Consider the following 24,151-nt stretch of genomic DNA (forward strand, 5'->3'; position numbering starts at 1 on the left):
GGAGCACTGCTCCTAGGTCGGAGAGGTAAACAGATGAAAATTTTAGTTACCGTAAAACGCGTGATTGATTACAACGTAAAAGTGCGCGTTAAAGCAGACAACACCGATGTAGATCTAGCCAATGTAAAAATGGCACTCAACCCGTTTTGCGAGATCGCTGTAGAAGAAGCAGTTCGCCTAAAAGAAGCAGGCAAAGCAGACGAGATCGTCATCGTATCGATCGGACCTAAAGCATGCCAGGAACAGATTAGAACAGCCCTAGCTTTAGGTGCTGATCGTGGTATTCAGATTGAAACTGATGAGCTTCCTGAATCACTAAATGTAGCAAAACTATTAAGCAAAGTGATCGACGAGGAGCAACCTGATCTGGTCATTATGGGTAAACAAGCAATTGATAGCGATAACAACCAGACAGGTCAGATGTTAGCGGCGCTAACCGATATGCCACAAGGTACATTCGCTTCAGAAGTTAAAGTCGAAGATGGCAAAGCTCAAGTTACTCGCGAAGTTGACGGTGGACTTCAAACCGTCGAGCTAAAACTACCAGCAATCGTGACTACAGACCTCCGACTAAACGAACCTCGCTACGCTTCGCTACCAAACATTATGAAAGCTAAGCGGAAGTCTTTAGCGGTCAAATGCCCTGCGGACTTAGGTGTAGAGCTAAAAAACCACACCAAGTTATTGAAAGTCACGCCACCAGTAGAGCGTGCAGCGGGTATCCGAGTAAACAGCGTTGATGAATTGATCGAGAAACTTCAGAACGAAGCAAAAGTAATTTAAGGGGGTGATATATGACTATTCTCGTTATTGCAGAACATGACAACCGTACACTAAAACAAGTCACTCTCAACACGATTACAGCAGCGACACAAATCGGTGGTGATATTCATCTACTGGTTGCGGGCAGTAACTGCAAAGCTGTAGCCGTTTCAGCCTCAGAGATCACAGGTGTTAGTAAAGTGCTACTTGCTGATGAACTAGCTTACGAATACCAGCTAGCAGAGAACATGGCTAAGCTGATTACCGAGCTAGGTAAGGACTATGATCATATCCTCGCGCCTGCCACTACCTCAGGGAAAAACTACCTTCCACGCGTAGCAGCGTTACTGGATGTGGTTCAGATCTCAGATATCACCGCTGTTGAGTCCGCTACAACGTTCCAGCGCCCTATCTACGCAGGTAACGCGGTCGCAACCGTAGAATCATTAGATCCAATAAAAGTCATCACCGTGCGAACAACCGCTTTCGACACTGCTGAAAAAGGCAATTCAGCGGAGATTAGCGAGATTTCGATTGCTCATGATGCCCAACTATCAAGCTTTGTTAGTGAAGAAGTCGCTGAGTCTGATCGTCCTGAGCTGACTGCTGCTAACATCATTATTTCAGGCGGCCGCGGTATGGGTAACGGTGAGAATTTCGGTCTGCTAGAACAAGTAGCAGACAAGTTAGGCGCTGCCGTAGGTGCATCCCGCGCAGCGGTTGACGCAGGCTTTGTTCCAAACGATATGCAAGTAGGCCAGACCGGTAAGATCGTCGCGCCAGAGCTTTATATCGCTGTTGGTATTTCAGGTGCTATTCAACATCTTGCAGGAATGAAAGATTCCAAAACTATTGTTGCTATCAACAAAGATGAAGAAGCACCTATTTTTTCCGTCGCAGATTATGGCTTAGTTGCTGACCTGTTTGACGTGATGCCAGAGCTACAAAATAAACTGTAGCTCCTTTGATGCGGGCTGGGTACTTGTCGCCTTTTTACCCAGCTCGCCTTTTTAAAGTAACAAACAAGATACAACTTAAAGAGCCGCTTGGATGTTTTTATATAGCCGCTCTAATCAAGAGATGAGAGATTTATGAGCACTTATACTCCACCACTACAAGATGCCAGCTTTCTACTAAACCATCTGATCGATCTAGATCAGCTATGCAGTGAACAAAACCTAGATGAAGTTAACTCTGAGCTAGCGAACGTGATCGTTGAGGAAGCGGGTAAATTAGCCTCTGATGTTTTAGCCCCTTTAAACTGGGTAGGCGACCAAAACGGCGCTACGGTTGCAGATGGTGCAGTACAAGAAACCGCTGGCTTTTCCGATGCCTATCAGCAGTTTGTCGAAAATGGTTGGGCAACGCTAACGGGTCCTGAAGAGTTTGGCGGTCAGGCGCTTCCCAATGTCATAGGTACAGCCGTAAATGAGTTGTGGCATTCGGCTAATATGGGCTTTGCACTCTGCCCTATGCTCAGCCAAGGCGCTGTAGAAGCCTTGATTGCGCATGGTAGTGACGAATTAAAAGCACAATACCTACCACAACTGATTAGTGGTGAATGGACCGGTACCATGAACCTGACTGAACCAAATGCAGGTTCGGACCTAGCAGCGGTAGCATCCAAAGCTATACCTGAAGGCGATCACTACAAGATTACTGGCCAGAAGATCTTTATCACTTGGGGCGATCACCAGATGACATCAAACATCGTGCATCTCGTGCTTGCTCGTCTGCCAGATGCACCTGCCGGTGTTAAGGGTATCTCGCTGTTTATCGTGCCTAAATATCTTTTAGATGATCAAGGCCAACCGGGGGAATTAAACGACGTAAGCTGTGTATCCCTAGAACACAAACTGGGTATCCATGGCAGCCCAACCTGTGTCATGAGCTTTGGTGATAACGAAGGCGCAATCGGTTACCTCGTAGGTGAAGCAAACAAAGGCCTGAGCTACATGTTCACAATGATGAACCATGCTCGCCAATCGGTAGGCCTACAAGGTCTGTCTATCTCCGAGCGTGCTTACCAACAAGCACTGCAATACAGCCAAGAACGTTTCCAAGGCAGCAATCCTGATGGCAGCAAAATTGCGATCATCAATCACCCTGATGTACGCCGTATGTTGATGGCGATGAAAGCAGGCAATGAAGCCATGCGTGCGCTTGCCTATACCGCTGCTGCGGATATTGACCGCGCACATCATGGCGATCAAACCAGCAAATCACGGGTAGAGTTTTACACACCTATTGTTAAAGGCTGGATGACTGAACTGGCACAAGAACTGACATCACTGAATATCCAGGTTCACGGCGGCATGGGTTTTATCGAAGAAACAGGTGCAGCGCAACATTACCGTGATGCACGTATTTTACCGATTTACGAAGGTACTACAGGTATCCAAGCCCTTGACCTTATCGGTCGTAAAACACTGTTTGATAAAGGCGCTGCTTTATCGCAACTGCAAGCCGATGTTCAAGCCACTACTGAACTGCTACTTCACTCAGATTCAGAAGCCCTACAAGAGCTTGGTAAAAAACTAACCACTGCGCTTCGAGATGCGACCTCGGCCGGCCAATTTATCCTAGAAAACGCGGGCAGCGATAAACAATTAATGGGCAATATCAGTGTCGATAACCTCATGATGATGGGCTACCTAACCGGTGGCTGGCTACTAGCGCAAGGCGCCATCAAAGCTGAAGAGCTAAAAGGCGCGGATAACGACTACGGCGATGATTTCCTTAACGCTAAAGTTTCTACCGCATTGTTCTTTGCTGACCATTACCTACCAAGAGTAAGCCAACATGCAGCAACCGTGCAGACTGGCTTAAATCATACTTTTGCTTTGGATATTGAACAGCTTTAGACCTCTACTTTTACGCTCTTCACGATGGTGGTGTTACCACTCCGGAGCTGTTGGGCTCCTTTAGGCTTAAAGGCCTCTTTGCCCTCCTTTTAGGAGGGCTTTTTTATATAAACCTATCAATCAATTAGATCATAAAGGCTCAAATTAATACTGAACATCTGAATGTTTTTTAATCACAATTATGTTGCGATGCACAATTGTTTATGTCATATATATTTAATCGTAGTACGGGATAATCGTACCAACAGTGGCGACCGAACAGACGGTCAATGACTTACGAGCCCACTGATCGCGGCCAATAAAAATAATTACATGTCGCTCCAGAAACCGAACGAAAGACACTGGAGACCAGAACATGAGCACTAATACAACGGGAATAGAACATACCTATCCAGAAAATGTTCGCTTGATTTCGACCACAGATACTCAGGGAATTATCACCTACGCGAATCCTGAATTTTGTGAAGTTGCTGGTTACTCCCAAGAAGAGCTGATTGGTCAACATCACAACATCGTCCGACACCCTGATATGCCCAAAGCAGCTTTTGGCGACCTTTGGCACCATATGAAGAATGATCAGCCTTGGATGGGCATGGTTAAGAACCGCTGCAAAAACGGTGACCATTATTGGGTTCAAGCTTATGTTATGCCTATCTACAATGATAAAGGCGAGAAAAGCGGTTACCAATCCGTACGGACGCGTCCTACAAGTTACCAGATCGAACGTGCTGAAAAAGTTTACGCAAAACTGAATAGCTCCCCTAGCAAAGTCGTTAAAGGAAAAAGCCTTGCTGCACGCATTTTGGCGACCACTGCGATTACCAGCCTTTCAATGGCTGCTTGCACACTCTTACCTTTTGAAGCTTTTCTCCAGTACATAGCAATGTTCGTCGTGTTTACGATCTCTATGTTTGCGATGTATCGCCATACGCATCATCTATCAGAAATAGCTTCAACTGCGGATGGAATCTACGCCAACCCTCTAGCGCAATTGGTAATGGCTGAAAACATGCATGAGCAAGGCTCAGTGGAGTTAGCAACCCGAATGATGCAGGCCCGCTTAAGAACGGTTGTTGGCCGCGTTGAAGACAGTATTAAAACACTCAATGAGGTTATGCATGAGACCGATGATGCCGTCGCTCAGACAACCTCGGGGATCCATCAGCAAAATGCTGAAAGCGACATGTTGGCCAGTGCAGCGACTCAAATGTCAGCCACAGCGCATGATATTGCCGACAACACAGCGCAAACCTCTACAGCAACACAACACGCGTCTGATCTGGCGGAGCAAGGCAAAAACAATATCAGTGTCATGTTGGAAGGTATTTCAGAGCTGGTAAGCGATGTACAGGCTGCCTCTGCTTCTTCTGATGAACTTAAACATCAGGCTCATTCAATTGAACAGATTATCAACATAATCAATGAGATCGCAGAACAGACTAATCTTCTCGCGCTAAATGCCGCAATCGAAGCAGCTCGAGCGGGAGAACAAGGACGTGGATTCGCGGTAGTCGCTGATGAAGTAAGAACCCTTGCGCAACGTACGCAATCATCCACCAGCGAAATTCGAAATACTATCGATACGATCCAGAAGCAGGTTGAAGAAACAGCTAACGCGATGGAGCGTTGTTCAGGTCAAGCACACAAGGGCATTGAACTTGCGAAAGAAGCTAGTCATTCATTTGATCAAGTTTCTCATGCCATGACTCAGGTTTCAGATCGATGCCTGCAGGTTGCCAGCGCATCCGAACAGCAAAGTGCCGTTTCAGACGAGATCAGCAATAGCATTTTGAGTATTAGAAATGTGGCTAGCTCCAATATGGATGCGGCGGATAAGACGAACCACGCTTGTGACAATCTCAAAGTGTTGGTTAAAGACCTTAATTCTCTGATGAAGACATTCACCGCTTAGGTGCAGTCATGCATGTTGAATTAGCTACCAGACTCTCTCCGCCAGCGATCAACCATATTGCCTTGCTGGTTGCGGCATTAATTCTGGCCTTATTACTCGTGCCGCTATGGTATGAGATAAGACTCAGCCGTTCGCGAGGGTTAATTTCAAAAATATCCTCGGAGCTAGAAGAACTGCTAAACAACGAGCCCGTTCCGACCCTACTTTGTACAGAAGACGCTATCTTGGGTATGAATGGTTCGGCAAAGGAGTTCTTCAACCTTTCTCCACTTACAAAGCCCCATCGATTAAGAAATATTTTCCACCATCTTCCTGAAGAGCTACATGCGGGATTAAAACAAGGTTTCGAACACAAACGCGTATTTAGCTTGGCCCATGAAAATGGTGATCCTGTTTCAAATATTACCGTTCATTGCACACCGAATAATGAAAACCGCTATTTAATCCGTCTACTAAAAACAGAAGCCATTAAAAGGCATGATCGTTATCGAAAAATTCAAGAGAACATCAATCAGCTTTCAACCGGTGCTGTTATCACTGACGTCAACCTAAATGTCGTCGAAGTAAATGTTCAATTCGAGAAGATCACAGGCTATTCAAATGTAGATATTGTTGGCCGTCATATCTCCAACCTAAGCTCCAACAATAACAAGGATATCTATGAATCCATGTGGAATGAGATATCACGAACAGGTCTATGGTCTGGCGCATTATGGAACATCAATAAAGAGGGAGATGAGTACCTACAGCACCTTACGATCAGCGAGATCACTGACAACGACGGCATTGTCACCCATTACCTTGGTACTCTCTCGGACCTATCGCAAATTTATAGTATTGATAGCCTAGGTAATAGCTCATCAGTCAAATTAATCCCGCGCATTAAGCAACTCGAAGTCGAGTTTGAACTGCTGATGAATAACGAAGGCAGCGCGAAGATTATCGTTCTCGACATACAACGCTTCAATACAATTCGTAACACATACGGAGCAGGTATTGCGGAAAAGCTGATCGAAGACGTAATTACCCGAATAGCACTAACCTGTTCTGATAAAGACTATCTTGCCCAAATCGGTAACGATGAAATCGCCATTCTTTGCAGTAGCAGCTCTCTGTACGTAAACATGCTACTGCATGAGATTAAACAGGTGATAAGCACCCCTTTCTGTATTGATGGCACAGAGGTATCCATCTCGGCTCATATTGGCTTAGCCTCCGCCCCAGATCACGGAAAGAACCTAGCTGAAGTCACTAATGCTGCGACTATGGCGTTGAATTCGAAGAAAGATATAAAACAAGGTGCCATAGCGGTATATACCCCGGCACTCAAGAAAGCATCGGTCGAAAACTTAAAAATAGAAGCGCAATTACGGAATGCCATCAGCAGTGATGGTCTATCACTTGTTTACCAGCCTATCTTTAACCAACAAAGGCAACTCGAGAAAGTAGAAGCCCTTTTACGTTGGACCCATTCAGAACTAGGACCCATTTCACCTGCACGCTTTATCCCCCTCGCAGAGGAAACCGGTTTAATTCGAGAGATTGGCGAATGGGTTATCAACGAAGCCTGCAGACAGCTCGGCGTCTGGCAAGAGATGGGGATTAAAACCTTCCCAGTAGCCATTAACCTCTCCGGTTACCAACTCGGCGATTACAACTTAGCCGATAGAATTAAGCTCGCTTGCAAACAATATAATCTGCGGCACGATCAATTGATCCTTGAAGTCACTGAATCCGTACTTATGGAGCAGATGGAAACCGGAAAATCGATTCTTGAAGAGCTATCAAAAGCGGGCTTCAGTATCGCTATTGACGATTTTGGAACCGGTTACTCTTCTCTTGCTTACTTGAACCAATTCCCTGCCAGCATTCTGAAAATTGATCGAAGTTTTATCAACGATATAGGGACAGACTCTGATATGCGCGTACTCGATTCCATTATTCAACTGGCTCACAATCTAGATCTCCAGATCGTTGCCGAAGGTATAGAAACCCAAAACCAACTGGCATACCTTCAGAACAAAGGCTGCCAGAACTACCAAGGTTTCCTTCTTTCTAAACCTTTAACGCCAGAAACTCTGCAACAGCAAAGCTTTGCTCTAGACTAATAACTCTGTAACCTTCTGCTTCACTTCAGAAAAACGGACACGTTCACAAGAACCAAAACCTGATAGCTGCCTTGCTTTTACACGTGTAAGCACTGGCACACTGATCCCCATTAGATAACGACAGGCTACGCCCACAGTCAGACGAATACTTTTACTTTTGAACAGCAGATTTAATTCGTCCAAAAAGCCCATTAGCTCTGCTTCACTGGGTAGCTCTGGAACAGAAGAATAGTTTAAGGTTGCAGGTTCACCACGACAGGCCGAGCAATGGCCACACTGTTCAGGCGCTTGTTGGTCATCAAAATAACGCGCTAAATTAGAAGTTAAACACCGATCCAATTCAAAAAAGCGAATTAACTGTGCAATCCGCTGAACTTCCTTCTCCTCTTTCTCGATAAAGTAATCAGCAAGGGATTGAGCCAAACTAGGTTCAGCAAGTTTATTGGTATCGACAGCAAAGACTTCAGTGATTTTCTTGGTTTCAAGCACAATCAATTGCTGCTCTTGCAGGTACTCCATCGCCGAAACAACCCGCTGTCGATCACAACCATAATGCTGATAAAGGCTTTCAAAATCTAAATTCCCCCACACTTTCTTAAACTGCGTAAGTTGGAAAATGGCTTCGATAAACTGACGCCGTTCATCTTTAAAACGCTCCAAAACCAAGTGCTGATCGACCAAAAACTTATATTTAAAATCAGCAAAATAGGAGTATTTAGGATGAATAACACCTCGAAGCTCTAACTGAACCAACAAGGTTTTTAGTGGAAGCTGACGGATATTCGCAGCGCTGGATAATGGAGAGACCTGCATCTCCCATTGCTTATCGCTCTCCTCATCCCGAATATTGTTGATCACATATTCGATGCCCGATAGCTCTGGCGTATCGCCGTATACGAAGTTCTCTACCGTAGTAATACCATCTAAATTTGCCAAAGTAATGCAGTGAGACAGCTGACCATCCCTACCCGCCCTACCAATCTCCTGACTGTAGTTTTCAATCGATTTAGGTAGGTCATAATGGATAACAAAGCGTACATCGGACTTATCGACCCCCATACCGAAGGCAATCGTTGCAACCACAACGCCAATTCTTCCCGCCATAAAATCGGTTTGGATTTGATGCCTAACCTCATTGTCCAAGCCCGCATGATAAGCAACTGCAGCTATTCCTTTCTGCTGTAGGTGATTAGCAACCTCTTCTGCAGTTTGTTGCAAAGTGACATACACAATACCTGCGCCACTTTGTGCAGCAACAACTTGAGCGAGCTGAGCCTTTTTATCCGCTTCATCAACCGGCAATACCATTAAATCCAAATTCGAGCGATAAAAGCCCGTCTGAACTATATGCTCCGCAGCAATATTAAAGCGCTGCGCCATATCCCTTTTAACTTTACGAGTTGCTGTAGCTGTCAGTAACAACACTGTTGGGATATTGAGCTGCTGACAATACTGCGGCAATTTCAGATAGTCCGGACGAAAGTTATGTCCCCACTCAGAGATACAATGCGCCTCATCCACCACCAACATCGAGATTTGTACAGAGTTAATAAACTCTCGAAAGCGTTCATTTTTAAACCGCTCCACAGAGACCATCAAAATCTTAATATTGCCCTGACGAATATCCTGCATAACCTGCCGATTTTCATCAGGCGTCAACGTCGAATCTATACTGGCCGCAGCAATCCCTTTTTCTTTTAAGAAAGCTAACTGATCTTTCATCAGCGCTAATAACGGCGATACCACCAAGGTCAAATTAGGGAGATGAATCGCCGTAAATTGATAGCAAAGCGATTTGCCTGCACCCGTTGGAAATACTGAGAGTGTCGATTGGCCATCTAGTAACTGACGGATGGTTTGCTCTTGCCCTTCCCGAAATTGATCAAACGAAAAGTGTTGTTGTAGCGATTGTTGCAGATCCATAGAAAATTCCTTAGCGCCAAATCCATTTAGCGATACTGATGAAGTTCATTAGAACTATACGCGACGCAACAGCTATCACGCAAAATGAAAAGCACTTACTCATCAGGACTCTAGTGCTTTATGGCACGTTTAGTGCTGTACATTAAACAAACAACAAAAACGAAAGGAAACTTTAACCATTTAGACATAATCAAGTGCAAAAATGCTGCACAAGCACAATGAATGTGCAATGGAGCTGATCATGGAAATTAATAAGTACTCTTCGGTCATTAGATCTCTTGTTATCGATGATAACTTCACCGCTTGGGCTTCCGCTAAGGATAAACCTCTGTTTTGCGCTCAACTAGCAGACCTTGAGGGAGAACACCCTATTATCAAAGAAATCGTTTCTGGAGCTATCAATCAGATATTTTCAAGAAAAGCAAAAGTTAGAGGGCATGACGTCATTTAATTAGCCCTTGTCCGCTTTAACCGACTAGCAAACGCTGTTAGTTTGCTCAGATCTCGATTAAGAACCATATTTTTGTGGATTACTTATCCGCACACCCTAAATGCGGGTTTCCAGTTTGGCTCTGAAACGGTAGAATTTTCTTCTTTTTTCTCAGTGTATGGAATATCGCAATGGGTCGAGCCTATCAAAACCGTAAAGAGTCGATGGCAAAAACATCCGATGCCAAGGCTAAGGTTTACAGTAAATTTAGCCGTGAAATCTATGTTTGTGCGAAAGCTGGCGGCATCGAAGTCGATGGTAACCTAGCATTAGCTGGCTTAATCGAACGAGCTAAAAAGGCCCAAGTGCCTGCTCACGTAATCGACAAAGCGCTAGACAAGGCTAAAGGTGGTGGCGGTGAAGATTTCTCTGAAGCTCGTTACGAAGGTTTTGGTCCAGGCGGCTGCATGGTTATTGTTGAATGTCTAACAGACAACCCTAACCGTACCTTTGGTGATGTTCGCAACTGCTTTAACAAGACCAAGTGTAAAATTGGTTCTCAGGGCAGCGTAAGCCACATGTTCGATCATAGTGCTATCTTCGTATTCAATGGCGATGATGAAGACGCTGTTTTAGAAGCGCTAATGATGGAAGATGTAGACGTAACAGATATCGAAGCTGAAGACGGCAAGATTACTGTATTCGCGCCGCACACTGATTACTTTAAAGCTAAAAAAGCACTTAAAGATAACATTGAAGGTCTAGACCTAGACGTTGATGAGATTCAATTTGTACCTCATAACGGCTCACCTGTATCAGCAGACGACCTGCCAATGTTCGAGAAGTTTATCGATATGCTAAATGATCTGGACGACGTTCAGAACATTTATCACAATGCTGAGATCTAAGCTCTGCTTGTTCTAAAAAGCCTGCTTATACAGCAGGCTTTTTTATTGCCTGAATTTGTTTAAGCGCATAAAAAAAGCGCCGTTTACTCACGTAAACAGCGCCTAAAAAAAGACCTTTCGTAATAACAGAACCCAAACTTTCCTATGACATATCGAAAGGCCTTCCCATCTTGCAGGATGTATTTATTGACTAACCTGAACAGCGAAAGTTCCATTAATTGAATGGAATTTTCAACAGAGTGAAACTCAAAAGCAATTTGGGAAGGTTGTATTGTGAAATATAAAGCCCGCTTACCTCCTAAGAGATAAGCCGGCTCTTGTTAGAAATGTTACTTCATATTGTTCATTTCTTTGAATTTAGCCATCAAAGCAACAGGTTGTTTTTTCTTATTGTCTCCATTAAGAACAAATACAACCGTCTGGCCTTGTGGGCCTGCAGCGATCTGAGTGAAACGATATGGTGCTTCACCTACAGTACGTACGTCTTCCATGTCTTCAAGAGTACTGAATACGTATAGACGACCATCTTCGCCGCGCATTTCGCCGTAGAAGCTCTCTGCACCAGCCATTTCGCCTTTGAACATATCGATGCTAGCGATACCTGACATTTTCTTTTTGTCTGCGCCAGTTAGACCGAATACCAATGTTTCGCCTTTAGGACCACCACCAATAAATACTTTACGGTAAGATGTTTCGCCAACTGTTAGGAAAGACTGATAAGTTGCGAAATCATCAAAAACATAGTGACGACCTTCGTGAGAAACTTCGTATAGGTCATCGTTGTTTAGCTGAGCAACTTCTTTAGTTTCTTCCTGCTTCGCCTGATTTGTGTGGCAACCAGTTAGAGCAATCATTGCGCTTGCAACAACAGCGCCTGCGATCAGTTTTTTCATGGGGTGAGCCTCAATAAGTTCTTATAAAAAATATCAGGCGAAACTTTACCGAGACTCTATGACAGAACGATGTCAGTTTGATTCATCCAACCAACTGAATGTGATAAATGTGGTCAGCAATACCAGCGCAGCTATTGCATGAGGGAATGGGAAGAGAACACAAAGGCTAAGTACGCAGATCCAAAGAAGTTTGATTTTATTTCTCTTAGCACGGTGCTTAGCCGTGAATAAACGCCGATAAAAGTGATCTTTATCAGGGGTTTGATCACGCATCCATTCTGGAGCAAGGAGCATTAGAAAGAAATTGAATAAGTGATTAACCACAACCGTCACCTGCCCATATATAAAGACCTGTAACACAGGTCCTTAAAGCATAGATAAGCTCTTAGTAATCTGCCACACGATACAGTACAGAATCATGATAACCCGTAGTAACTGGTATCACTCCCGAGAGCTTCACGTTTAACTCCGGGTCACCGCTATCTACTATTAACGGGCGGCCTTCCAGTTCGCGCAGTTTTGTTTTGGTCGCTATCACATTGATATTTTCTTTGCCGATTCGCTTAAGCAATGCGGGGCTCAGCTGTTGATTGCCGCGCCCAACAATGTGCCCTTGGCCACCGATCAATGTAATTACTAGTTCGCAAGGCTCACCTTCGGTTAACTCCAGCAGTTGCTGTGCTGTACAGTCTGAAGCAACGATCTCATTATCTTTGATCAGATCAACCCCTAACAAGGTATTTGGCAAACCTAACTGTTCCATCACTGCAGCGACCGTAGAACCCGATCCCATGACATAGTATGAATCGGGGTCCATCTTCTCGATCATATCTGCCGCGATATCATCCAACACCAACTCTTCGGATTCTTTACCACCATTTTTAACATGCTGTAAAAAACGGTGCTCTTGGGGCACAACTAGCTCACCATAATATTTCGCCCGAACACGCCCTTCTCGGAAAGCCTCTTCATCAATATCACGGACTTCCTGATCACCTAGGGTAACTAACTCGCCTTTCACCAGCATCGCAACAATTTCACCCGCAGCTTTAGGCGTCACCGCGTATACACCAGAGTGTATTTTTACACCTGCCGGCACACCCAGAACCGGCACTTCACCGGCAATCGATTCGCAGATATTACGAGCAGTACCGTCACCACCGGCAAATAGGATGATATCAACCCCCGCAGCAACCAGATCTTTGGCAGCCCTTAAGGTATCTTCTGCATGAGTATTGCCTGATTCGATCTTGCCAACGACTTGGGGTTCAAACCCAGCTTTAACGGCAACCTCTTCGCCCATCTCTGCAGGATAAGTGATAACTTGGATATCTAAATCTTGAAGTACTTCCAAAGCCTGTAGGGTACGTAAGCCGGCTTTAGGTTCAGCACCTAATTCCAGAGCTTTCTTCGCGGTCTCCTCACCGTCACTTCCCTTAAGCGCGACACTGCCGCCAACTCCTGCTAAAGGGTTAATAATAAGACCGAGTTTAAACACCTATGATCTCCAAATTACCGGTTTCAATTAAAAATTGCTGGTATACAAAAGCAGCCAAAATCAGATGGGTGTCATCATCCATCTCTTCAAATTCAACACCGTGGCTCACCACTTTGGTTAAACCATCTTCTGCCGCTTGTACACTTCTTATCACAACTGGGGTGAGTACTACCTGATCGGCACCTGCCACTTGAAAGCGCGTCGTAACAAATAACTTGTCATCTTTTTTACCTAAGGTAACAGGCGCATCTATGCATGCCCCTTTGATACTAATATCAGTACAGTATGCATTGATTGGCCAATCTAATCTTAGCCCTTTTCCCAACTCGAATTCATCAATCGACACCATCAAATTTACAGGCACGCGCGTATGACTTCGGATACGCCTAACCTCAGTATCGGTCGGATATTCAAGATGCCAATAAGCAAACGGGCTGGTCTGAATTTTGAGTAACTTAGCACTGAAAGCACAGATAAAGTTACCGCTCATCAATCGAACGGTAACTCGTGATCCAACATTAATGGAATTCGAGGTACGTGGTGCTGAAACCATCATGCTGCCGTTTTCACGATAGCCTAATAGCTGGACCGAATAACGCCCACGCGGAGTACGCGTTTCTATCTGAACCTTTTCCCCCACTTTAGGGTTCAGTTCAGCAAGAGTTCTAACGGATTTTAACTGTGCTAACGCTTCGGTCATTCAAGGTTCTTAATAACTGCATTAATAAAGACTATAGCTTAAGGGATTTAGGGTTAGTCTGCGAGCTGAAAACCCAATGCCGATAGCTCTTTTGGATTCGTTGCATTAGCCACTTTTAGAGATGCAAATTCACGACGTACCCTATACTGTTTACGAAGCTGATCAAACGCTAGTTTTTGATCTACTTCTGGTAAATCTAACGTTGCTCTCAAGAGCTGATCATCCACTCTCGGGTCATAAATCAATGTCATTAATTCTAACGCAGTTAAACTCCCCTGCTCCTTAAATGATAATTCAGCCTCAGGAAGAAAATCGGTTAGAGCTTCTTCACACTCCACCTGCAGATGCTTACATAGCGCTTGATAAAGCATGTAAGTGCCTCGAATTTTTCCATCTAGGCTATAACCGGCAATATGGGGTGATACAAATTCGCAACGAGCTGCTAACTCTGCATTGACCGCGGGTTCATGCTCCCAAACATCTAAGGCCAAAAGCAGATCAGAACGCTGCTGGCCAGCTTTAAGCAAAGCAGTGTTATCAATTACAGGGCCACGTCCTGCATTAATAACAATCGCATTTTCACCTAGTTTCTGGAGTTGCTCAGTCGACAGCAGGTGCTTAGTTGGGTGATCACCATCTAAGGTAAGCGGAGTATGCAAACAAAGAACATCAGCTTGCTCAAGTAAAGTATCTAGATCAGCAAAGCCAGATTCTGAATCAGCCCGAGGCGGGTCATTTAGTAAAACCTTGAAGCCCAACTTTTCAAAACGTTTTTGTAATCTCCCACCAACGTTGCCTACGCCAATAATGCCATAGCTTCTTTCCTTAGGGTCAAACTGATATTTCGCCGCCAATTGATAGATAACACTTAATACATATTCCACAACAGCATCGGCATTACAGCCGGGAGCATTTGCAAACCCGATATCGTTGTCTTCCAGATAAGTCTTATCGATATGATCGGTACCTATAGTCGCGGTACCGACAAACTGGACCTGACTGTCCTGTAAGAGCGCCTGATTTACTTGAGTGATGGAACGAACTAAAAGTACATCAGCATCTGAAAGTTGCTCTGCAGATAAGCCGCGGCCAGCACAGAGTTTTACTTCACCAAAGCGAGAAAAAATAGTCTCAGCCATAGGCATATTCTCATCAGCCAAGATTTTTAGTTTCCGGTTCAACAATTTATCTATCTCCAGTCTTTACAAACTCCGCGATATCAGGCTCAATGCGCGGTTTTCATTGGCTATCAGCAGGCAAAACCTGCTGTAATTTTACGGATTACATCAGTTTGATCATACGCTGGCAAAAACAACAGGAATACTACATCGTTCGGATGTACCAAGACCTGGTCGGTGATTGGATTGTAACCCAAAGCTGGGGCAATTCGACTGACGATAAAAACGAGTGTAATCAAACAGTTGCCAAATCATATCAAGATGCTCGTTTTATTGTGAGAGATATTCGTAAACAATTAAAAACTGAGGGGTTTAGGCTAATTGCTCGCAAGGAAACTCAGCTGGGATTTGAGTTTGACCCAATCCACATAGATACCCCAAAAAAACATGTTTTGCTGTTTTCAGAAAAACTTTTCTGAGGCAATTCATTCTAGCTTCGCCCTTTTATCCTTAAAAATCTCTACTAAAGTACAGCATTTACCCTATTTTTGTGATGATATATTCCTGTATATAAGCTTGTAATACAGACAGTTAGGGCACTATCAAGAAATCTCTATAAACACTTGTAGCCTTAACTATCACCTCCCCTAAATAACAACAAAATAGGGAAATTGCATGAACAGGTCCATTTCTAGCTTTTACTTCAAAAGTTTTTTTGCGGCGGTTTTCATTATTGTCATCGCTGGCGCAGCAGCATTCTATTTAGGAGTCGACAGCACCGCGTTAATCATTCTGATTGTCACCGCACTTCTAGCATCAGGCCTTTCGATCCTAGTGTTACACAACTCGATTTTAGGCAAGCTGAACAGAGAAGCTTCTCTAGTTAATGCCAATAAAACTGACGAATTAGAATTGCTTCCCGCTTTATTTGGCGACCTGTTCAGCAATCGCAAAGGCAACGAAGATGTCAGCGCTAAGCTATCCTCTAGCGCAAACGCAAACGCCGTAGCAGCAGCTGAGGTTTCCTACTCAGCAGATACCCTAAAAACTAAGCTCGATAATCAAGTTCAAGAAGTCTCTCAAATTGCTCAAAATTCAGAAGAGATGACTGTTACCGTCCAACAGTCGGCGCAACAAGCTGAAATTGCGGCAGATATGGCCATTCAGGCGAAGAATACCGGTGCTGAAGGTCAACAAGCGCTCACAGAAGCGATGAGCAATATTCGCGAGCTTAACTCACAAGCAGCTGAGACACTGACACTCATCGAGCAGTTGAATGAGAAATCTCTGAAAATCCAAGATGTGACCAAGGTTATTGAAGAGATTGCCGAACAAACTAATCTACTCGCACTTAACGCTGCAATCGAAGCTGCTCGAGCAGGCGACCACGGTCGCGGCTTTGCTGTGGTTGCCGATGAAGTAAGACAGCTTGCATCCCGAACAGCCAGCGCTACGGGTGAAGTAGAAACAATTGTTGACGAGATCCGCGCTGAAACCCAGCAAGTTGTAGCACGTATCAAAACACTTTCCGGGGACGTTGAAAGTGGTACTGAGGCGATGGAGATTATCAGCGATCAGTTAGGTGGTATATCCGAACAATCTTCAGCGGTTGAAGAACAAATTTCGGTCATTGCAGAAGGTGCTCGCGCTAATCGTCAAAACCTTGAAGTCATCTTTAACTCGTTACAAACAGTTCGCCATGAACTTGAAGAGAGTGATGTTGAAGTTAGCCAGCTTGCGACTCAAGCTTCTGCACTAATGGAAGCGGCTGAACGATCTAATGCGATTTTAGCAGCATCATCAGATCAAAACTTCCATCAACAGTTCTATCAGATTGCCCGTGATACTGCTGATCAAGTAGCCGACTCATTCCAACAGGCACTTTCTTCAGGACAAATGCATGAAGGTAGTTTATTTGATCGCAACTACGTACCCGTAAATGGTACTAATCCTCAAAAATATACAACTCAGTTTGATAAATATTGCGATCAAATTTTACCTGGCATCCAGGAACCTGCGCTTTCTCGGCATAACAAAATGGTCTATGCCATTGTTACTGACCCTAACGGCTACGTACCTACACATAACAACCAGTTTGCAAACCCACCAACTGGGGACTTTGAAACCGATCTGGTGAAAAGCCGAAGTAAACGACTGTTTAATGACCGTACCGGCGCGCGTTGTGGTTGCCATACCGAAACCATGCTTCTACAAACTTATAAGCGTGATACTGGCGAAATTATGCATGACCTTTCAGTACCAATCTTTATCAATGGCCGCCACTGGGGTGGTCTACGAATCGGTTACTGGCCAGAAAATCACTAGTTCAACCTTTTCAAAAAGCCGCTTTTAAAAGCGGCTTTTTTACACCTCAAGCATTTTATTACTTAAGGTTAAATGCATATAATCGAATCATATAACAAGCATAGCGATAGCTCGTGATGCTATCCCTTTAAAAACCAATGACACAGAATTGCGGGAAGAAGATGAAGAAATTTGAATTTTCCGAGATGCCAAATAAAGAGGGTTTCTTCGGTCAATTTGGTGGGCAAGAGATACCGCCGGAACTAAAAAAAATCATGGATGAAATCAACGACGCCTATGAAGAGATCCGCCAACAACCAGAATTTCAACAAGAGCTAGATACCCTGTTCGCTGATTATGTTGGACGTCCAAGTCCTATCTACCACGCAAAACGACTGAGTGACAAACTTGGTGGTGCACAAATCTACCTTAAACGTGAAGACCTTAACCACACAGGTGCTCACAAGATAAACCACTGTCTAGGCGAAGCCCTCCTTGCAAAATATATGGGCAAAACAAAAGTGATCGCCGAAACCGGTGCGGGCCAACACGGGGTTGCTTTAGCAACGGCCTGCGCACTTGTTGGTATTCCATGTGAAATTCACATGGGCCAAGTCGATATCGAGAAAGAACACCCTAACGTCACCAAAATGAAGATTCTTGGTTGTAAGTTAGTACCCGTCACTCAAGGTACCGCGACATTGAAGGATGCGGTAGACAGTGCATTCGAAGAGTACCTAAAAGACCCTGTTAACTATATCTATGCAATCGGCTCAGTGGTTGGCCCTCACCCTTTCCCTAAAATGGTACGCGATTTCCAGAGTATTATTGGTAACGAAGCACGCGAACAGTTCCAAGCGAAAAAGGGGCAGCTACCCAACTACATCACAGCCTGTGTCGGTGGTGGCTCAAACGCAATGGGGTTATTTACCGCATTCTTGAATGATGAAGAAGTCAATATTGTTGGGGTTGAACCTGCTGGGAAAGGCCTAGATACCAAAGAACATTCAGCAACGTTGACTCTGGGTAAACCAAGCTCTCTTCACGGTATGAAATGTTATGTCCTTGAAGATGACAATGGTGAGCCTCTACCGGTTCACTCAATTGCTTCAGGCCTTGATTACCCTGGCGTAGGCCCTCAGCACAGTTACCTAAAAGAGCTCGGCCGTGTTAAGTATGAAACAGCTTCTGACCAAGAGTGTCTAGATGCATTTATGACACTGTCACAAGTAGAAGGGATCATACCTGCTTTGGAAAGCTCTCATGCCGTCGCATGGTCAATGCGCAAAGCACCTGAACTATCCAAAGACCAAACTATCCTTGTGAACCTATCAGGCCGTGGCGATAAAGACGCCGACTACGTCGCTGACAAGCTAGGGCTGTAACAGTATGTTCGATGGTGCAACAGGTTTCTGTTGCACCTGCTCTACTTACAAACGCTCATGCAACTTGAAGTTGTTCTTCCCTAACTGAATTTTTCCATACTAAACGATCACTAAAGTGCAGCAGTTTTAACTCGCCTGAATAATCTTCAATAAGCGCAGAGCAGTTTTCAATCCAATCACCGGTATTTGCGTAAATCACATCGGTTTCATTATCATATTCTGGGTAATGAATATGCCCGCAAATCACGCCATCAAAACCTCTTCGTTTAGCTTCAGCTTTACACTCGGTTTTATAACGGTTGATAGCGTGCTTAGCTCCGCGGATATTATCTTTGACCTGCCCCGCCAAAGAGTAAAAAGGACGGCCACTCATTTTACGTAATCGATTGGACCAACGATTTAGGAAAAGTAGGAAATCGTAGGCTAAATCACCTGCCCACTTAGTCAGCCAAGTGTGCTTCATATACGCATCCATGGCATCGCCGTGCATGATTAAAAAGCGCTTATCCTTGGCGGTATTAAATTCATGTTCATGAATAATCTCGATAGGCCCAAAACTCTGCCCATCAAAGCGACGCAAAGGGTCATCATGATTACCTGGCACATAGATAACACGTGTACCTTGGTCGGCAAGTTCATACAGTTTTAAAAGAATTCGATAATGCTCTTCGGGCCAGAACAACCGCCGCTTCAATGACCATAGATCGACAATATCCCCAACCAGATACAAGGTTTCGCATTTGATAGAAGATAGGAATTGATACAGATAATCAGCCTTGCAGTCTTTGAAACCGAGATGAACATCTGAGATAAAAACAGTGCGAGCATTGATAAGTGAAGACACGGTCATAAATTCTCTCTTTATGAGTTATAACCAGTCTGAAAAACTATCGTGACAACTTGCTAACAAAAAGATTAAAAATTGGTGACGCTGAACTGAAAAACAATCGCCGAGGTTTCTTTATTTTATGACTCACGCCCGAGTCAACGAAGAATGTAAACTTAATCTGCTGAAAAGCTATATTCCCGCTCGATCTTCACTACTTGCACGGTATAAGCGCTATACCAGTGTTTTTGACCCTCTTTTTGAGCTAAGTGATGCTCAGGGTCTTTTTTCCAAGCCAATATATCGGCTTCGCTTTCCCAGTAGGAGATTGCAATCTCTTGCTCCCCTTCTGTTACTGCAATAAAGTCTAGACAACCATACTTTTCAAAAGCCAACTGCCGCATTCGCGCGACAGTGTCTAAATATTGTTGGTCCTGCGTTCCTGCTTTTGCTCGGAAGATAACTGCGTACACAACTGAACCTCTATGCTTTCTGGCCTATCAATAAAGAGCTGAAGTAGATCATCACTGACCCTGATATCCGCTGCACCCACCGACCTGCAGAAGAGTGCTTACTGCGAGTTTTTAGTTTATCAATCATCAAGGTCATACCGATAAACCAAAACGCAATAATCACGGCATGTATAGCCACCAGTGCAAACGCTCCTAGATAACTGGACGAGTCGAATTGAACAAATTGGGGGAAGGCTGCTAGATAAAACATCGAAACTTTCGGGTTTAGTAACTGAGTCAAGAAGCCTTCAGCAAAGCTTCCAAGTAAAGATTTAGCCCTTTTGTTATTCGCTGTATGTTGAGCATCTGCTTGATCAATTACCGGAGTCAAAAAAGACTGGTAGATCGCTTTAGCGCCTATATAGAACAGATAGAGAGCACCCAGTAATTTGATAACAAAGAATAACTCAGCAGATTGGAGCAGGATTGCGGATAATCCCAAAATTGAAAAAGCGCCATGGAAAAATGTAGCGGTAAACAAACCGAGGACATTAGCGAAAGAAGCTGTACGACCCTGTACAGAGGCTGTTTTTACAATTAATACGCCATTAGGGCCTGGTGAGATCACCAGCAGTAGAGCAACGATTGAAAAGGTTATTATCTCTTGCATTCCCGCCCCCTCTTTTTTGAAGTACGCAATTATAGCACAGAGAATTTAAGCAAAAAAAAACCGGATCCCCTTGGGGGTCCGGTTAAGCAATTTGCTTCAATGACAAGAGCCATGTGCTTGTAGCTTCTGCGGAGGCAGATGTGCTAACACATACACGAACATGCAATATCGCTAGTGCATGGCGGCCTAGCTAGTGAGGGGAGCCTGCCGCCTGCCGTGTTGATATTCATAATATATGAATGAGAATGATTTGCAACTATATTAACAATAAAAATAAAATATTTTCACTGGGTTTGTTTTGTTCTTACTAAGAGTACAACTGGACTTTATCCGCTACTAAATCAATATCCACTGTAAGGGGCTTATCTGTCGACCGCCTACCCTCAGGACGTTGCCTAGAGTAGAACAGAGCTTCATCAACTTGCTTCCGCTTTGTTCTATTCAGCCTTCTATCAATATGTGAATGCCGCCGTTCATCTCCCCTATATAGCGAGAATAGATGTTTATCTCGCCACTCTTTTGCAAGTTCAATGCAGGGTAAACGGGGACTTATTGGGACGTCTATAAAATCAGGATCGGACCAATAGAAAAAGATGCCATTTTTATCAATATCTTTAACTAATCTCACCTATAAAACTCCTCGTAGCTTTTCACTACGGTTTAAGGTGAGCTTCCATGCCCTAGTATCTAAGAAAGGAGTTTACCCTTGAGTTTAGCATATAGATTAGAATCAACTTATATAGACAGGTTTACACTGCATAAGTTCGTTCAATATAGATGAAGATGAATATTACCAATAGATAGCAAAAAGCCGGATCAAAGATCCGGCTTTTTGAAATAAACCGAACAGGTGAGGGTTCAGTTTAAGACATTGATAGTCGAGGGGAGTACCAACGTCAGCACTATTTTTCAGTGAGCAGTGAAAAATAATGCTAAGTTCAGCAATGACTGTGAGGTGAGGTCGTGCATTGCCTATCACTTATGAGCGATTACGATATTATCGATAATGAGAACGGTTTTCAACTGCATTTGATAAATAATTTCATTTTTTTGCTTTTATTTCTCTACTCTTTTCTTAACGCAAAACTATAGACGTAGAGTAATGAGAATCTAGCACCTGATCTGCACTTACATATTAATTTAGCTACAGAGATCAGGTATGAATGGGATTACTAAAGAAAGATAGATAGACATTAAAAAGCCGGATCAAAAGATCCGGCTTTTTAACCAATACTAAACCGGTGAGAGTTCAGCTTGCGACACTGATAATCGAGGGGAGTATCAACGTCCGCGAAAACTTTCAGTGAGCAGTGAAAGTTGACGCTAAGGTCGGCAATGTCAGTGAGGTGAGGTCGTTCATTGCCTATCACTTATGAGCGACTACGATATTAATGCTATTGAGAATGATTAGCAACACCATTTTGTAAAAAATTTAAATTTATCTTTCATTCACTTTTAGAGTACCTTTAGCGCCTCATCTATAACGCTCAAATTTAGCCTATGAATTCGCAAAAAATACAAGCTGATCTCATGCTGCTCTTAGTTGCATGCATCTGGGGATTTGCATTTGTAGCACAACGACTTGGGATGGAATCTTTAGGGCCATTCGGCTTTAACGCATTAAGATTTCTGCTTGGCGCCTGCTCCCTACTCCCTCTTTTGTTTTTATTTAAAAGGTCAGATCACTGTACTAATAATAGAACTCTAGTAATAAGCGGCACTTTAGCTGGACTAGTCCTTTTTGCCGGTGCTTCATTTCAGCAAGCAGGCTTAGTCTATACGACTGCAGGTAATGCTGGGTTTATCACAGGACTATATATCATCTTCGTACCCATCATTGGTTTAGCGCTTGGTCAAACGACTAATATCAATACTTGGCTAGGTGGGCTATTTGCTGTTCTCGGTTTGTATGTTCTCAGCTTCCGGGACCTCAGCGCCATAAACTTTGGAGATATTTTAGAGCTACTAGGAGCCGCTTGCTGGGCTATACACGTACTACTGATTGCAAAATTAGCCCCAAAGCTTGATAACCTCCGACTAGCCATAATTCAGTTTTTAGTTTGTGCTGTTTGTAGTGGGCTCGTAGCGATGACTATCGAATCTGATAGCTTTACGCTTAATAATGCATTCGACTCTTGGGCCCCAATCGCTTATGCAGGCCTTATCTCTGTAGGCATTGCTTACACATTACAAATTTTTGCCCAAAGACATGCCCCTCCAGCTCATGCAGCGATCATTATGAGCCTTGAAGCCGTAGCTGCTGCATTTGGTGGATGGTTGATTCTAGAAGAACAGTTCAACACGCTAGGTATACTAGGTTGTGGCTTAATGTTATTTGGTATGCTGCTTTCACAACTGCCTTCAATCTATAAGATGAGAACCTGAGATGTCCCAATTAAAAAATATTCCAACCAACATCATCACTGGTTTTTTAGGGACAGGTAAAACAACAGCTCTCAATCATCTGCTAGCTCAAAAGCCCGATGACGAAACTTGGGCAATTTTAGTGAATGAATTTGGTCAAATAGGCATAGACCAAGCAGTCCTAACGAAAAGTAACGAAGGGGTGAAAGTAAAAGAGCTCGTTGGTGGTTGTATTTGTTGTACGTTAGGCCCCAGTCTTACCTCAACTTTAGCGACACTACTAAGGCAAACAAAACCTGACCGACTCATCATTGAACCTACTGGTATAGGCCACCCTGCTGGCATCGTAGACACGCTGAAAAATGAACATTTCAAAGATGCTCTAGAACTACGCTCAATTATCTGCCTCGTTGACCCGCGCTCGATCGAAAACAGCGAGATAACTGAACATCCTACTTTTCAAGACCAAATTAATTTAGCCGACGTGATTGTATTAAACAAAACGGATCTTGCTTCATCAGAACAAGTTTCGGCTACAGAACAGAAAATAGCGGGGCTTTACCCCCCAAAACAAAAGCAAATAGTAGCTACCCAAGGGCAAATTAACCTTTCACTTCTAGATATCACTCACACAGCTAAAGAAACTGAATCGCAACAGCATCATCGACACTTATCTAACGAGGATAATAGTGCAACTCCAATGATCGGTATGCTATTTCAGCCTCGCCCTAAAATTCCGTTTCATAAAGGAAATGTTAATGGCGGTTTACATACAATGGGGTGGATATTTAATCCAGATGATAAATTCTCGACTTACAAGCTCGAAGTGGTTCTACAAGGTATTGAAAATGTAGACCGAGTCAAAGGTGTATTTCACACAGATCGAGGTTGGAAGTTTTTTAACCAAGTAGGCAATGAGCTTGGTATCGAAACCATCGCTTATCGTAGAGATAACCGGATCGAAGTTATTTCCCACCAAGCACATGATTGGAAAAGCTTTGAACAACAATTAGTAAGTTGCATCATCAACTAAT

General features: G+C 43.8%; 21 protein-coding genes. 12 read left to right on the plus strand and 9 right to left on the minus strand.

From position 1 onward, the window contains the following. Positions 1 to 33 precede the first annotated feature (33 nt). From ACMXYN_RS10815 to ACMXYN_RS10835, 5 genes are all read left to right on the plus strand, one after another. On the plus strand, positions 34 to 783 hold the full coding sequence (locus ACMXYN_RS10815; protein ID WP_415891828.1) for an electron transfer flavoprotein subunit beta/FixA family protein: 750 nt from the start codon (positions 34 to 36) through the stop codon (positions 781 to 783). 11 nt (positions 784 to 794) lie between these two features. Then, complete coding sequence (locus ACMXYN_RS10820) at positions 795 to 1,721, plus strand: electron transfer flavoprotein subunit alpha/FixB family protein (protein ID WP_415891829.1); 927 nt, start codon at positions 795 to 797, stop codon at positions 1,719 to 1,721. 132 nt (positions 1,722 to 1,853) lie between these two features. After that, positions 1,854 to 3,626 carry an acyl-CoA dehydrogenase gene (locus tag ACMXYN_RS10825; RefSeq protein ID WP_415891830.1) on the plus strand — a complete coding sequence of 591 codons (1,773 nt, stop codon included), beginning with the start codon at positions 1,854 to 1,856 and terminating at the stop codon, positions 3,624 to 3,626. 355 nt (positions 3,627 to 3,981) lie between these two features. Then, on the plus strand, positions 3,982 to 5,538 hold the full coding sequence (locus ACMXYN_RS10830; protein ID WP_415891831.1) for a methyl-accepting chemotaxis protein: 1,557 nt from the start codon (positions 3,982 to 3,984) through the stop codon (positions 5,536 to 5,538). Between the two features lie 8 nt (positions 5,539 to 5,546). Continuing rightward, positions 5,547 to 7,646 carry an EAL domain-containing protein gene (locus ACMXYN_RS10835; RefSeq protein WP_415891832.1) on the plus strand — a complete coding sequence of 700 codons (2,100 nt, stop codon included), beginning with the start codon at positions 5,547 to 5,549 and terminating at the stop codon, positions 7,644 to 7,646. Here ACMXYN_RS10835 and ACMXYN_RS10840 read toward each other — a convergent pair. Beyond that, on the minus strand, positions 7,638 to 9,569 hold the full coding sequence (locus tag ACMXYN_RS10840) for an ATP-dependent DNA helicase RecQ (RefSeq protein WP_415891833.1): 1,932 nt from the start codon (positions 9,567 to 9,569) through the stop codon (positions 7,638 to 7,640). The two genes, ACMXYN_RS10835 and ACMXYN_RS10840, sit on opposite strands and share 9 nt — an antisense overlap. Positions 9,570 to 9,810: 241 nt before the next feature. Between ACMXYN_RS10840 and ACMXYN_RS10845 the strand changes: the two genes are divergently transcribed. Beyond that, complete coding sequence (locus ACMXYN_RS10845; RefSeq protein WP_415891834.1) at positions 9,811 to 10,020, plus strand: hypothetical protein; 210 nt, start codon at positions 9,811 to 9,813, stop codon at positions 10,018 to 10,020. 170 nt (positions 10,021 to 10,190) lie between these two features. After that, positions 10,191 to 10,907 carry a YebC/PmpR family DNA-binding transcriptional regulator gene (locus ACMXYN_RS10850; RefSeq protein ID WP_415891835.1) on the plus strand — a complete coding sequence of 239 codons (717 nt, stop codon included), beginning with the start codon at positions 10,191 to 10,193 and terminating at the stop codon, positions 10,905 to 10,907. Positions 10,908 to 11,236: 329 nt separating this feature from the next. Here the strand turns inward: ACMXYN_RS10850 and ACMXYN_RS10855 are convergent, their stop codons facing one another. The 5 genes from ACMXYN_RS10855 to ACMXYN_RS10875 form a co-directional block, all read right to left on the minus strand. After that, positions 11,237 to 11,800 carry a hypothetical protein gene (locus ACMXYN_RS10855; protein ID WP_415891836.1) on the minus strand — a complete coding sequence of 188 codons (564 nt, stop codon included), beginning with the start codon at positions 11,798 to 11,800 and terminating at the stop codon, positions 11,237 to 11,239. A gap of 72 nt (positions 11,801 to 11,872) precedes the next feature. Continuing rightward, positions 11,873 to 12,124 carry a hypothetical protein gene (locus ACMXYN_RS10860; protein WP_415881612.1) on the minus strand — a complete coding sequence of 84 codons (252 nt, stop codon included), beginning with the start codon at positions 12,122 to 12,124 and terminating at the stop codon, positions 11,873 to 11,875. Positions 12,125 to 12,185: 61 nt separating this feature from the next. Continuing rightward, positions 12,186 to 13,298, minus strand: coding sequence for an ATP-NAD kinase family protein (locus ACMXYN_RS10865; protein ID WP_415891837.1), 1,113 nt, complete (start codon positions 13,296 to 13,298; stop codon positions 12,186 to 12,188). Further along, entirely contained in the window at positions 13,291 to 13,998 is a 708-nt protein-coding gene (locus ACMXYN_RS10870; protein ID WP_415891838.1) for a flagellar brake protein, read from the minus strand. The genes ACMXYN_RS10865 and ACMXYN_RS10870 overlap by 8 nt, the downstream gene beginning before the upstream one ends. A gap of 53 nt (positions 13,999 to 14,051) precedes the next feature. Continuing rightward, the gene (locus tag ACMXYN_RS10875; RefSeq protein WP_415891839.1) at positions 14,052 to 15,137 is read right to left on the minus strand and encodes a 4-phosphoerythronate dehydrogenase; all 1,086 of its coding nucleotides are present in this window, start codon (positions 15,135 to 15,137) and stop codon (positions 14,052 to 14,054) included. 89 nt (positions 15,138 to 15,226) lie between these two features. Here ACMXYN_RS10875 and ACMXYN_RS10880 point away from each other — a divergent pair, with 89 nt between their 5' ends. From ACMXYN_RS10880 to trpB, 3 genes are all read left to right on the plus strand, one after another. After that, positions 15,227 to 15,595, plus strand: a complete 369-nt coding sequence (locus ACMXYN_RS10880; protein ID WP_415891840.1) for a hypothetical protein — start codon at positions 15,227 to 15,229, stop codon at positions 15,593 to 15,595. Between the two features lie 196 nt (positions 15,596 to 15,791). Beyond that, the gene (locus tag ACMXYN_RS10885) at positions 15,792 to 17,441 is read left to right on the plus strand and encodes a methyl-accepting chemotaxis protein (RefSeq protein WP_415891841.1); all 1,650 of its coding nucleotides are present in this window, start codon (positions 15,792 to 15,794) and stop codon (positions 17,439 to 17,441) included. A gap of 161 nt (positions 17,442 to 17,602) precedes the next feature. After that, positions 17,603 to 18,805 carry a tryptophan synthase subunit beta gene (trpB, locus tag ACMXYN_RS10890; protein WP_415891842.1) on the plus strand — a complete coding sequence of 401 codons (1,203 nt, stop codon included), beginning with the start codon at positions 17,603 to 17,605 and terminating at the stop codon, positions 18,803 to 18,805. A gap of 55 nt (positions 18,806 to 18,860) precedes the next feature. Here trpB and ACMXYN_RS10895 read toward each other — a convergent pair whose 3' ends face one another. From ACMXYN_RS10895 to ACMXYN_RS10905, 3 genes are all read right to left on the minus strand, one after another. Then, the gene (locus ACMXYN_RS10895; RefSeq protein ID WP_415891843.1) at positions 18,861 to 19,655 is read right to left on the minus strand and encodes a UDP-2,3-diacylglucosamine diphosphatase; all 795 of its coding nucleotides are present in this window, start codon (positions 19,653 to 19,655) and stop codon (positions 18,861 to 18,863) included. Positions 19,656 to 19,807: 152 nt separating this feature from the next. After that, positions 19,808 to 20,104, minus strand: coding sequence for an antibiotic biosynthesis monooxygenase family protein (locus ACMXYN_RS10900; RefSeq protein WP_415891844.1), 297 nt, complete (start codon positions 20,102 to 20,104; stop codon positions 19,808 to 19,810). A gap of 10 nt (positions 20,105 to 20,114) precedes the next feature. Next, positions 20,115 to 20,753: a LysE family translocator gene (locus ACMXYN_RS10905; RefSeq protein WP_415891845.1), complete on the minus strand. Its 639-nt coding sequence runs from the start codon at positions 20,751 to 20,753 to the stop codon at positions 20,115 to 20,117. A gap of 1,530 nt (positions 20,754 to 22,283) precedes the next feature. Between ACMXYN_RS10905 and ACMXYN_RS10910 the strand changes: the two genes are divergently transcribed. Beyond that, positions 22,284 to 23,138, plus strand: a complete 855-nt coding sequence (locus ACMXYN_RS10910) for a DMT family transporter (RefSeq protein ID WP_415891846.1) — start codon at positions 22,284 to 22,286, stop codon at positions 23,136 to 23,138. A 1-nt stretch (position 23,139) separates the two neighbouring features. After that, positions 23,140 to 24,150, plus strand: a complete 1,011-nt coding sequence (locus ACMXYN_RS10915; RefSeq protein ID WP_415891847.1) for a CobW family GTP-binding protein — start codon at positions 23,140 to 23,142, stop codon at positions 24,148 to 24,150. The last annotated feature ends 1 nt before the right edge of the window (position 24,151 follow it).

It is taken from the genome of Neptuniibacter sp. PT8_73 (assembly GCF_047778045.1).
In the GTDB taxonomy this organism is placed as follows: domain Bacteria; phylum Pseudomonadota; class Gammaproteobacteria; order Pseudomonadales; family Balneatricaceae; genus Neptuniibacter.

Excerpts from the sequence above, each read along its gene's own strand:
- ACMXYN_RS10905 (WP_415891845.1), bottom strand. The coding sequence starts at position 20,753 with ATGCAAGAGATAATAACCTTTTCAATCGTTGCTCTACTGCTGGTGATC.
- ACMXYN_RS10835 (WP_415891832.1), top strand. The coding sequence starts at position 5,547 with ATGCATGTTGAATTAGCTACCAGACTCTCTCCGCCAGCGATCAACCAT.
- ACMXYN_RS10825 (WP_415891830.1), top strand. The coding sequence starts at position 1,854 with ATGAGCACTTATACTCCACCACTACAAGATGCCAGCTTTCTACTAAAC.
- ACMXYN_RS10820 (WP_415891829.1), top strand. The coding sequence starts at position 795 with ATGACTATTCTCGTTATTGCAGAACATGACAACCGTACACTAAAACAA.
- ACMXYN_RS10870 (WP_415891838.1), bottom strand. The coding sequence starts at position 13,998 with ATGACCGAAGCGTTAGCACAGTTAAAATCCGTTAGAACTCTTGCTGAA.
- ACMXYN_RS10915 (WP_415891847.1), top strand. The coding sequence starts at position 23,140 with ATGTCCCAATTAAAAAATATTCCAACCAACATCATCACTGGTTTTTTA.
- ACMXYN_RS10830 (WP_415891831.1), top strand. The coding sequence starts at position 3,982 with ATGAGCACTAATACAACGGGAATAGAACATACCTATCCAGAAAATGTT.
- ACMXYN_RS10875 (WP_415891839.1), bottom strand. The coding sequence starts at position 15,137 with ATGGCTGAGACTATTTTTTCTCGCTTTGGTGAAGTAAAACTCTGTGCT.
- ACMXYN_RS10910 (WP_415891846.1), top strand. The coding sequence starts at position 22,284 with ATGCTGCTCTTAGTTGCATGCATCTGGGGATTTGCATTTGTAGCACAA.
- trpB (WP_415891842.1), top strand. The coding sequence starts at position 17,603 with ATGAAGAAATTTGAATTTTCCGAGATGCCAAATAAAGAGGGTTTCTTC.
- ACMXYN_RS10815 (WP_415891828.1), top strand. The coding sequence starts at position 34 with ATGAAAATTTTAGTTACCGTAAAACGCGTGATTGATTACAACGTAAAA.
- ACMXYN_RS10845 (WP_415891834.1), top strand. The coding sequence starts at position 9,811 with ATGGAAATTAATAAGTACTCTTCGGTCATTAGATCTCTTGTTATCGAT.
- ACMXYN_RS10880 (WP_415891840.1), top strand. The coding sequence starts at position 15,227 with ATGCGCGGTTTTCATTGGCTATCAGCAGGCAAAACCTGCTGTAATTTT.
- ACMXYN_RS10895 (WP_415891843.1), bottom strand. The coding sequence starts at position 19,655 with ATGACCGTGTCTTCACTTATCAATGCTCGCACTGTTTTTATCTCAGAT.
- ACMXYN_RS10850 (WP_415891835.1), top strand. The coding sequence starts at position 10,191 with ATGGGTCGAGCCTATCAAAACCGTAAAGAGTCGATGGCAAAAACATCC.
- ACMXYN_RS10855 (WP_415891836.1), bottom strand. The coding sequence starts at position 11,800 with ATGAAAAAACTGATCGCAGGCGCTGTTGTTGCAAGCGCAATGATTGCT.
- ACMXYN_RS10885 (WP_415891841.1), top strand. The coding sequence starts at position 15,792 with ATGAACAGGTCCATTTCTAGCTTTTACTTCAAAAGTTTTTTTGCGGCG.
- ACMXYN_RS10840 (WP_415891833.1), bottom strand. The coding sequence starts at position 9,569 with ATGGATCTGCAACAATCGCTACAACAACACTTTTCGTTTGATCAATTT.